Annotated in this window: 8 protein-coding genes; 6 read left to right on the forward strand and 2 right to left on the reverse strand. The window is 58.1% G+C overall.

The window, feature by feature from the left end:
• Positions 1-584: 584 nt before the first annotated feature.
• Both NKJ64_RS30190 and NKJ64_RS30195 read right to left on the reverse strand, forming a co-directional pair.
• Positions 585-1,661, reverse strand: a complete 1,077-nt coding sequence (locus tag NKJ64_RS30190) for an FAD-binding oxidoreductase (RefSeq protein WP_031204576.1) — start codon at positions 1,659-1,661, stop codon at positions 585-587.
• A gap of 90 nt (positions 1,662-1,751) precedes the next feature.
• Positions 1,752-2,609: a LysR family transcriptional regulator gene (locus tag NKJ64_RS30195; protein WP_023673822.1), complete on the reverse strand. Its 858-nt coding sequence runs from the start codon at positions 2,607-2,609 to the stop codon at positions 1,752-1,754.
• Between the two features lie 129 nt (positions 2,610-2,738).
• Here NKJ64_RS30195 and NKJ64_RS30200 point away from each other — a divergent pair, with 129 nt between their 5' ends.
• The 6 genes from NKJ64_RS30200 (at position 2,739) to NKJ64_RS30225 (ending at position 9,550) form a co-directional block, all read left to right on the forward strand.
• Positions 2,739-3,821: an amidohydrolase family protein gene (locus NKJ64_RS30200; protein WP_352463812.1), complete on the forward strand. Its 1,083-nt coding sequence runs from the start codon at positions 2,739-2,741 to the stop codon at positions 3,819-3,821.
• Between the two features lie 11 nt (positions 3,822-3,832).
• Positions 3,833-4,186, forward strand: a complete 354-nt coding sequence (locus NKJ64_RS30205; protein WP_023673824.1) for a Rieske (2Fe-2S) protein — start codon at positions 3,833-3,835, stop codon at positions 4,184-4,186.
• Between the two features lie 121 nt (positions 4,187-4,307).
• Positions 4,308-5,915, forward strand: coding sequence for an ABC transporter substrate-binding protein (locus NKJ64_RS30210; RefSeq protein WP_352463813.1), 1,608 nt, complete (start codon positions 4,308-4,310; stop codon positions 5,913-5,915).
• Between the two features lie 86 nt (positions 5,916-6,001).
• A complete protein-coding gene (locus NKJ64_RS30215; protein ID WP_023673826.1) occupies positions 6,002-7,048 on the forward strand; it encodes an ABC transporter permease in 1,047 nt (348 codons plus the stop codon).
• Positions 7,045-7,929: an ABC transporter permease gene (locus NKJ64_RS30220; protein WP_023673827.1), complete on the forward strand. Its 885-nt coding sequence runs from the start codon at positions 7,045-7,047 to the stop codon at positions 7,927-7,929. Before NKJ64_RS30215 ends, NKJ64_RS30220 begins: the two co-directional genes overlap by 4 nt.
• Positions 7,919-9,550 carry an ABC transporter ATP-binding protein gene (locus tag NKJ64_RS30225; protein WP_023686074.1) on the forward strand — a complete coding sequence of 544 codons (1,632 nt, stop codon included), beginning with the start codon at positions 7,919-7,921 and terminating at the stop codon, positions 9,548-9,550. The genes NKJ64_RS30220 and NKJ64_RS30225 overlap by 11 nt, the downstream gene beginning before the upstream one ends.
• The last annotated feature ends 220 nt before the right edge of the window (positions 9,551-9,770 follow it).

Below are 9,770 nucleotides of genomic sequence, written 5' to 3' on the forward strand. Positions count from 1 at the left end.
CATCAACATGGACGACCTGCGCGAGCACAAGAAGCTCGCTCTGCGCCAAGCCGCATGACCAGCATCATGGCCGCCCCATTTTGCAGAACTTGACGCACACAACCCCCCGCGACAAAGGCTGCTGGGCCGTCGTAGCGCCGATCTGCTCCGGCATGGCCGCGTGAATGCCCGCTCGACTCCAGCAACAGCTTCATCCTTGGTTGCGACGTTCCCGCGCGCGCCGCCGTCATCGAGCGTATCTTACTCGCCTAACCCGGATCGTGCCGCGTCCGCTTTCCGGGACGCACGGATCTATGCTCAATACCTAATGTCAGGCGCGTACCTGAATTGGTCCTCGAGCCGAGATAGCGCGTTAGTCCATACCCGACATTGCGATGTCCAGAAATCGACCGTTTCGCGAACAGCGATGACTACTCGGAGCTGCTATCTCGTTTGCGCCACGAACTGTCCCCTGCCCTCAATGCTTCCAACGTCTCATTTGGGGGCCGATAACGGACTGACAGCTTCGAGCGTCGAGCCGTTGGGTTAGACCCTGACGCCGATGCGTGCGCCGACGGAATCTTCCAACAGTCAACAACGCCGAGCTAAGCGTCGAGCAAAACCGTCCCTCGCGGGCGGCTGCAACATGCCAGGACATAGCCGGCAGATTTCTCTTTAGCATTCAGTCCGCCTAAATCGTCCATGGTAACCTCGCCGGATAGTTTGGCTATTCGGCACGTTCCGCAAACGCCCTGCTGGCAGGCGGTTGGGATGTAGATGCCACAGTTCCGCGCCGCGTCCAGCAGGGTCTCTCCGGGCGCGCAGCGATGCTCCACACCCGAGCGGACAAAACGGACCGAAGACGAAATCGCCAAGCCCAATTCCGACCGAGAACCATTGCTGCCTCCGAAACTCTCCTCGTGATACTGCGCTGGCGGGAAGCCTATTGCATCAAGGCAGGCGCGTGCCGTCTTCATGTACCCTTCGGGCCCACAGGCAAAAACAGTGCGCTTTTGAAGATCGGGAACCAGGCTCAGCAGCATCCGACCATCAATTCGGCCGGTTGAACCCGTCCAAGCGGGACCTCCCTGGCCGCAAACCAAAGTCACTTGAACATTGGGAAAGCGAGCGGCAAGTGCTTCCAGTTCCGCTCGGAAGATGATGTCGCCTGGGGTTTTCGCGCTGTGAATGAAGCGGATCTCCCTGTCGTCTGCGCGGTCTGTAAGCGCACGCAGCATTGACATGGTCGGAGTCACGCCGCTCCCGCCCGAAAGGAAAACAGGTTTCTCCGACGGCAATTTATCCAGATTGAACGAACCGAGCGGCCCTTCGATCTCGATCTCGCTGCCCGGCGTCAAATGGTCATGGATCCAGTTGGAAGTGAGCCCGCCTTGCGTTCGCTTCACGGTGATCTGAAGATCAAGCGGTCGCGTCGGCGGTGACGATACCGAGTAGGCGCGCGTTATTGTGGCGCCGTTGATCCTGAGGTGCACGAGAACATACTGGCCCGCGCTGAAGCAGAACATCCGACCAGCGGCAGATGTGAGAACAAATGTTTTCACATCGTGCGTCTCGTCTATCACGCGACGGCAGAGCACTATATCTCGCGTCTTTTGTGCCCATCGCCGCTGACGCATGGTGGGCACGACATCTGAGGCTTGGATGGAGGCGTATGCATTCATCGTGCGGCTCGGCGTTAGGTCGAGCGAACATGCCAGTTCTTACCCCGCTGAACAGCAATATTATTCCAGCGTTATGATCGGGAATATCGATTAAACCTCCAGCGACATAACAGCGAGATGGAGAGCACGGATGCCTTTGCGAATGATCGGTTCGTGTTTGCGGCGTGCCAGTATCGCCGTATGGACTGGCTGGTGCAAGGTCGGCGCTCCTTCGACCAGGAACGATGGAAGCTCACCGGTAAACCTGCGCGCATCATCGCTGCGCATGTAGCAAGTGCCGCCCGTTCGCCGGAGCATGATCTCCGCCAGAGCTTCCGATCCGGTCGAAAGTCGGCAGATCGCCAATTGGGCCAGCATCTCTGCGTGCGTTTTCTCCAGCACGACGGTGTAGCCTGGTCGGATGTAGGTGTCGGGATCGACGTCCGACAGGTTTCTGGCGGCAGTCGAAACCATTACATATTCCTCGACCATCAGGTGCTCGTATGCGATCTCAGGCAAGTAGCGGGGGGCATAAAGCACCGCGATATCCAGGTTTCCCATGCTGAGGTCGCTGACCATCTGGTTCGAATAATCCGACTCGACATGGATTGAGGACTTCGGAAGTGCTTGGCACAGGGTTTCGACCCACCCGGGCAGGACTGAGCGGGTCATGCCCACTTGGGCGGCAACGCGCAAGGTGCCTTCGAAACGGTTGAAGGCCCGGACATCGTGGCGAGCCTGCGACCAAGTGGATACCAGAGATCTTGCGTAGGCTTCGAACCGGCGCCCTGCGGCAGTCGGCTCTGCCCCGGCGCGTCCGCGTTGGAACAGTTCAGATCCGATTGCGCTCTCCAGGTTCTTGATGCGGGTGCTGATTGTCGATTGGGTTAAGCCCAACCGATCTGCGGTGCGATTGAAATTTCTCGATTCGATGATGTCGAGAAAGGTTTCGATGTGATCAAGCTGCATGGAAATCCCGATCGAAAAATTCGATCATGTTCCTGCCTACCATAAGCTTGATCAAACAATACTCAAGGGGGAAGCTGCACCAGATCATCGGCCGGCGCACCGCCGGGACGGGCCACGGAGCGGAACAAAGTGTTCATAGTTGATTGCGACTGTCACAATTACTGGTCAAGCGCCACCGTGTTGACGCCATACCTTTCCGGCTTGTGGAAAGACATGTTCACCGAGGGCGAGAAAACAGGTCCAGTCGGCGCATTTCCGCATGGCCATCGCCCCTGGTTTCATCCGCAGGACTTCTCCCGCAAGGACGTCCGTCCGAAGACGGAAGCCGACAATTATCTCATCATGAAAGAGAAGCACCTCGACAAGTACAAAGTCGACGTGGCGATCCTCACCGGCGATGAGCCGATCGAGGCGTCGACCCTCGCCAATCCTTACTATGCCAGCGCCCTGGTCAGCGCCTACAATGACTATCAGATCAACCAATGGCTGCCGAAAGACGATCGTTTCATGGGTTCGATCATCATCGCACCACAGGATCCGAAGCTCGCTGCCGCCGAGATACGCCGTCTGGGCAGTCATCCGCGTATGGTCCAGGTTCTCGCTTCCCAAGGGTCCGTCAAGCCGTATGGAGACCCGTTCTACCATCCGATCTACGAAGCTTGCGCTGAAGTAGGGTTGCCGTTCGCCATACATCTGGGCGGGCATGGCGGCGTGAATTCAACTGCCATTGCGCCTGCGCCCACGACATTCTTCTGGGAAACGCATGCCATTTTGCACATGTCCGCGATGTCGCACGTGGCAAGCATGATCGCCCATGGCGTCTTCGAGAAGTGGCCGGACCTCTACTTCGTGATCATCGAGTGCGGTGTCGCCTGGGTTCCGTCGGTCCTGTGGCGCCTGGATGCCGACTACAAAGCGCTGCGTAAAGAGACGCCATGGCTGAAGATGCTGCCATCGGAATATTGCCGGCGCAACATCCGCTTTTCCACGCAGCCGCTGGAGCAACCTGCAAACATCCAACATCTCTGGTCCACGCTCGAAGCCATCGACGCGGAAAACACGCTGATGTTTGCGTCGGACTATCCGCACTGGGATTACGACGATGCCAACACGCTGCAAATCCCTCCTGCCTGGAAGAGCAAGATCATGGGACTGAATGCGTTGGAAGTCTACAAACGCATCCCCCGTGCGCAAGCCGCGAATGCTGCCTGAGGAAGCATACGATGCCCGAGAAGACATATATCTGCCGCGTCGACGAGATCGAAACAGGATCTCCGTTTATCGCCAAGATCCGCAGCCTTTCGGTCGGGATTTTCCGCATCGGAGATTCATTCCACGCGCTGCTGAATGTCTGTCCGCACCGCGGCGCTCCACTTTGCGAGGGACCGCAATGCGGGACAACCGCGCCCGTTGAACAAGCGCAATTCATCTATCATCGCGAAAACGAGATCGTTCGATGCGCCTGGCATGGCTGGGAATTCGACATCAAGTCAGGTGAAGCCTTGGTCGATCCGTCCATTCGCGCTCGCACATTTCCAGTCACCGTCGAAGCCGGCAGCATCTATGTGACGGCCTGATTGGCCCAAAAGCCGATTGGGATTGGAAAAATTCGAAGAAAGATGGCCGAAGCCAACTAGCAGATTTGTTCGCAGGTGCTTGAAAAAAATAACGCGGAGAACTCCGCAATGGGAGAGTCAAATGTCAGAATCTGAATACAAGCTTGGTCTCGCGCAAAGCCTGGTCGGTGGCGGCAAAGTTTCCCGCCGCGACTTCATTCATCTTGGGATAGCCGCAGGCCTGACGGTCGCCGCCGCCGACACGCTCTTCGTCGCCAGGGCGCGTGCCGAACCGATGCACGGCGGCTTCGCCAAGCTCGGCATGGCTCATGGCGCGACGACGGATTCAATCGATCCGGCCGGCTACCCCGATACGTTCACACAAACCGCGTTTTCGGGCTCGCTATCCAACAGCCTCACTGAGGTCGACGCCAAAGGCAATGTCCAACCGGACCTCGCCGAGAGCTTCGAATCTTCGGATTGGGCCAAGACCTGGGCCTTCAAGCTGCGCAAAGGCGCAACCTTCCACAACGGCAAGACTGTGACGGCGGATGACGTCGTGACGTCATTGCAATATCACATGGGCAAGGACACAAAATCGGCGGCGAAGTCGCTGTTGGAGTCCGTCGCCGGGATCAAGGCCGACGGCCCGGAAACGGTGGTCTTCACGCTCAAGAGCGGCAACGCCGATTTCCCTTACATCATGAGTGACTACCATCTGGTCATCATGCCAGCCAAGGACGGCAAGGCGGACTGGGCTTCAGGGGTTCGCACCGGCGCTTTCCTCCTTGAGAATTTCCAGCCCGGCGTTTCGGCGAAACTCAAGCGCAATCCAAACTACTTCAAAAACGGCAAGCCCTATCTCGACGAGGTGGAATTCATCGCCATCACTGATCTTGCCGCTCGCATGGCGGCCTTGTCGACGGGCGAGGTGGACTATATCGGCCGCGCCGACCTCAAGACCCTCGGCATGTTGAAACGCAATCCGAAGGTGGAAATCGTCGAGGTCACCGGCTACGGACATTATACCTTGCCGATGAATGCCGCGATGGCGCCGTTTGATAATCCAGACGTGCGAACGGCATTGAAATGGGCGATCAATCGCCAAGAAATCGTCGACAAGATCTTTCTCGGCCACGCCACCGTGGCTAACGACAACCCGATCGCGCCAGCGATCAAATTCGCCAAGGATCCGCAACCGCAACACAACTTCGATCCGGAAAAAGCCAAGCACTACCTGAAAAAGGCCGGAATGGAGAACCTGAAGGTGGATCTCTCGGTCGCCGATGCCGCTTTTGCAGGCGCGGTGGATGCGGCTTCGCTCATTCGCGAGACGGCAGCCCAATGCGGCATCGACGTCAATGTCGTGCGGGAGGCCGAGGACGCTTATTGGGACAATATCTGGCTCAAGAAACCCTGGTGCGCATCCTATTGGAGCGGTCGAGCGACGGCCGACTGGATGTTCACGCAAGCCTTCGCCGCGGACTCCAGCTGGAATGAGTCGTTCTGGAAAAATCCCCATTTCAACGAATTGCTTGTTAAGGCGCGGGCCGAGACGGACGAGGCCAAGCGAGCGGGAATGTATGCCGAGATGCAGCAACTAACCCACGACGATGGCGGCAGCATCGTGCTGGTCTTCAACAATTTCGTCAGCGCCCAATCCAAAAAGCTCGCACATGGCGAAGTGGCGCCCAACTGGGAGAACGATGGACTGAAAATGGCCGAACGCTGGTGGATCGCCACGGCATGAAAAGGCGGCCGGGCCACGATGGTTGTGAGGCTCCGGTCGGCTTGCTCCGAGTGCAGGACTGCCGCCCAAAGGGAGACGGCACTCACATGAACCCCGTCGCAAGAACGGTTCTGCAGCGCCTTGGCCTCGGCCTGGTCACTTTGTTCATCGTGTCCATCATCATCTTCTCTGCCATCGCGATGCTTCCGGGCGACTTCGCCAAGGCCACGCTCGGGCAGTCGGCGACGCCCGAAACGGTCGCCGCCTTTCAGCGGGAAATCGGCATCGATCGTCCGCCTGTCGAGCGCTATTTCGTCTGGGTCGCGCAAATGCTTCACGGCGACTTCGGCTCTTCGTTCGCGAGCCGCACCGGATATCGGCGTACCGTGGCCGAGATCATCGCGCCACGCCTCTACAATACGATGTTTCTTGCAGCGGTGACCGCGCTGATAGCGGTTCCGCTGGCGCTTGGGCTTGGCATTCTCGCCGCGCTGTACCGCAACGGCTGGTTCGACCGGCTGGTGAATGCCGTGACACTGACAACTATTTCGTTCCCGGAGTTTTTCGTCGCCTATATGCTCGCCTACCTGGTGATCTCGCGCGACACGTTCATTGCATCCGATTTCGCTCAATCCCTGCCCCATTGGCTCAGTATCTCACTGACTTGGGCACTCAATGCGGTTCCCAAATTTCCGACATTGTCGAATGTGAACGATCAGACCCCATTTTGGGAGCACCTCTGGAAAGTGGCGCTGCCGGCAATCACCCTTACACTCGTGATCGTGGCCCACATGATGCGCATGACCCGAGCGGCCATCATCAACATGCTCGCAAGCCCCTACATCGATATGGCGCGCCTCAAGGGAATGTCCCCGATGGTGATCGTGCTGAGGCATGCCCTGCCCAATGCCTGGGCTCCCATCGTCACTGTCGTGGCGTTCAATATGGCATATCTCATCGTCGGAGTGGTCGTGGTCGAGGTCGTTTTCGTCTATCCCGGGATCGGCCAACTGATGGTTGATGCGGTAAAATCCAGGGATGTTCCGGTTGTCCAGGCGTGTGCCCTGATTTTCGCCGCGACCTACATCCTTCTCAACCTGCTGGCCGACATTATTTCCATCGCCACCAACCCCAGGCTCTTGCACCCACGATGACCAGATCCCAATCTATCGCTGCGGTTCAGAGGCTGAGGCGCTCGCGTGCCAGCCGGGCGACAACAGCGCTGAAGAAGGCACCGCTTAGTGCATGGTTCGGCATCGTGGTGATCGTTGGCTACGTCCTTGTTGCGGTCTTCGCGCACTGGATAGCCCCATATGGCGAGACGCAGGTCTTCAGCGAAGCCTTCGCGCCGTGGAATCAGGAATTCAAATTGGGAACCGACCAGCTCGGCCGCGACATGCTCACCCGCTTGATCTACGGTGCGCGCAACACCATCGCTATCGCGGTCGCGACTACATTGCTCTCCTTCGCGGTAGGCGTGTCGCTCGGCCTCCTTGCCGCATTGTATAGGGGGTGGCTCGACCAGATCTTGTCGCGTGCGGTGGACGTGCTGATGTCGATCCCGAGTCTGATCTTCGCGCTGGTGCTTCTGTCGATCTTCGGCTCGTCGATCACCAGCCTGATTGTTATCATTGCGCTTCTCGATTCCACCCGTGTCTTTCGGCTTTCTCGCGCCGTTGGGCTTAACGTGGCCGTGATGGAATATGTCGAGGTGGCGCGATTGCGCGGCGAGGGACCGAGATGGATCATCGCCAATGAAATCCTTCCCAATGTCATGCCTCCACTGGTCGCCGAGTTCGGCTTGCGATTCTGCTTCGTGTTCCTGACAGTCGCGGCGCTGTCGTTCCTCGGAGTCGGTATTCAGCCGCCGACGGCCGATTGGGGATCAATGGTGCGCGAGAACGCAACCCTGATCACTTACGGCGATGTCACGCCGCTGCTTCCGGCCGGCGCGATAGCTCTTCTTACCGTATCCGTAAATTTCGTTGTGGACTGGTACCTGCACGCAACAAGCGGGTTGCGGGATGAAAAGTAGCGATCCAGGCTCACGCGAAAAAGGAAAGGATCTACTGCAAATCCGCAATCTGCATGTGGAGGGATCCTCGGACGAACAGTGGCATCCCATCGTCCGCGGGATCGATCTTACGCTGAAGCGGGGGGAGGTTCTTGGCCTAATCGGCGAGTCAGGCGCCGGCAAGTCCACCATTGGCCTTGCCGCAATGGGCTATGCCAAACCGGGCTGCCGGATCACACAGGGCTCGGTCCTGTTCGACGGGATTGATCTCCTGGCAGTCAATGAAAAGGGGCGCCGTCGTCTCCGGGGCTCCCGCATTGCCTATGTCGCGCAAAGCGCGGCGGCCTCCTTCAATCCGGCACATCGACTTTTGGAACAAACCATCGAAACCGCGGTGGCGCATGGAATCGTCAGCCGGGAAGAGGCGAACCGGAGCGCCGTGGATCTTTATCGGCGTCTTCAGCTCCCAGAACCCGAGAGCATAGGCTTTCGCTATCCTCATCAGGTCTCAGGCGGGCAGTTGCAACGGGCCATGACAGCGATGGCAATGGCTTGTCGACCGGACCTCATAATATTCGACGAGCCAACAACGGCGCTCGATGTGACCACGCAGGTTGAAGTCCTTGCCTCCATTCGCAACATCGTTGAGGAATTCAGTACTGCTGCAATCTACGTAACGCATGACCTGGCGGTGGTGGCGCAAATGGCGGATCGCATCATGGTTCTGCGACACGGAGTTACCGTGGAGGTGGCTGACACACGCCAGATGCTGGCCTCCCCCAGCCAGGAATATACGAGGACGCTCTGGGCAGTCCGCAAGCTCGCCAAGCCCGAAGTTCCAGCCGATGACTATCTCTTGACGATAGACAACGTCACCGCGGCTTATGCCGGAGGGGTCAAGGTGCTCCAGGATGTCTCCATCAAGGTTCCGCGCGGAAGAACAGTCGCTGTGGTCGGCGAATCCGGTTCTGGGAAATCGACGCTCGCTCGAGTCGTTACCGGACTCTTGCCGCCAAGTTCGGGTTCGATTTCTTTCGCAGGCCAGCTCCTTTCCAAGAGCCTGAAGGCGCGGCCCAAGGAGGTCCTGCGTCGCGTCCAGATGATTTATCAAATGCCCGACAACGCCCTTAATCCGCGCCAAACGGTCGAAGAAGTCTTAGAGCGGCCACTCGAATTCTACCTCGGCCTCAAAGGCGCGCAGAGAGATCGCCGGATAAGCGAACTTATGCACATGGTCGAGATGAGCGAGGATTTTCTGGAACGTCTACCTGGCGAGCTATCAGGTGGCCAAAAACAACGCGTCTGCATTGCGCGGGCATTGGCTGCCGAACCGGAGCTTATCATCTGCGACGAGATCACATCCGCGCTCGACCAAATTGTGCAGGAGGAGATCCTCAAGCTTCTGATGCGCCTACAGCGTGAACTCGGGATGAGCTACATCTTCATTACCCATGACATTGCCACGGTGCGCGCGATAGCAGACGAGATTGTCGTCATGCACGGCGGCAAAGTCGTCGAGCAGGGATTGAAGAGCGTGGTTCTCACACCTCCGCATGCCGCTTACACCGAACGGCTTTTGTCCTCTGTTCCCGAAATGGATCCTGACTGGCTGACAAGATTGCTGGCCAGTCGGAAAATCTGACAGGTTGCAAGGTGGTCAGGAATTAAGTCCCCGTCCGCCCATCTTCCACGTGCTTTGAAGGGCATGATCGAGCTCCACGCGCAGCGATCAGCGCGACTATTATGCACGCCTTCTGGAGAGGCCGGCTATCGTTGGTCCAGGATCATCAAGCTAGGTTTGGCGCTGAGACGTATCGGAAATTCGTTCGCGCACGGCATGCTCGGTCTTGTCTGCTGTGGAC

Origin of the sequence: Mesorhizobium sp. M0062 (assembly GCF_040323125.1) — a bacterium.
Classification (GTDB): Bacteria; Pseudomonadota; Alphaproteobacteria; order Rhizobiales; family Rhizobiaceae; genus Mesorhizobium.

Excerpts from the sequence above, each read along its gene's own strand:
- NKJ64_RS30220 (WP_023673827.1), top strand. The coding sequence starts at position 7,045 with ATGACCAGATCCCAATCTATCGCTGCGGTTCAGAGGCTGAGGCGCTCG.
- NKJ64_RS30225 (WP_023686074.1), top strand. The coding sequence starts at position 7,919 with ATGAAAAGTAGCGATCCAGGCTCACGCGAAAAAGGAAAGGATCTACTG.
- NKJ64_RS30210 (WP_352463813.1), top strand. The coding sequence starts at position 4,308 with ATGTCAGAATCTGAATACAAGCTTGGTCTCGCGCAAAGCCTGGTCGGT.
- NKJ64_RS30205 (WP_023673824.1), top strand. The coding sequence starts at position 3,833 with ATGCCCGAGAAGACATATATCTGCCGCGTCGACGAGATCGAAACAGGA.
- NKJ64_RS30195 (WP_023673822.1), bottom strand. The coding sequence starts at position 2,609 with ATGCAGCTTGATCACATCGAAACCTTTCTCGACATCATCGAATCGAGA.
- NKJ64_RS30215 (WP_023673826.1), top strand. The coding sequence starts at position 6,002 with ATGAACCCCGTCGCAAGAACGGTTCTGCAGCGCCTTGGCCTCGGCCTG.
- NKJ64_RS30190 (WP_031204576.1), bottom strand. The coding sequence starts at position 1,661 with ATGAATGCATACGCCTCCATCCAAGCCTCAGATGTCGTGCCCACCATG.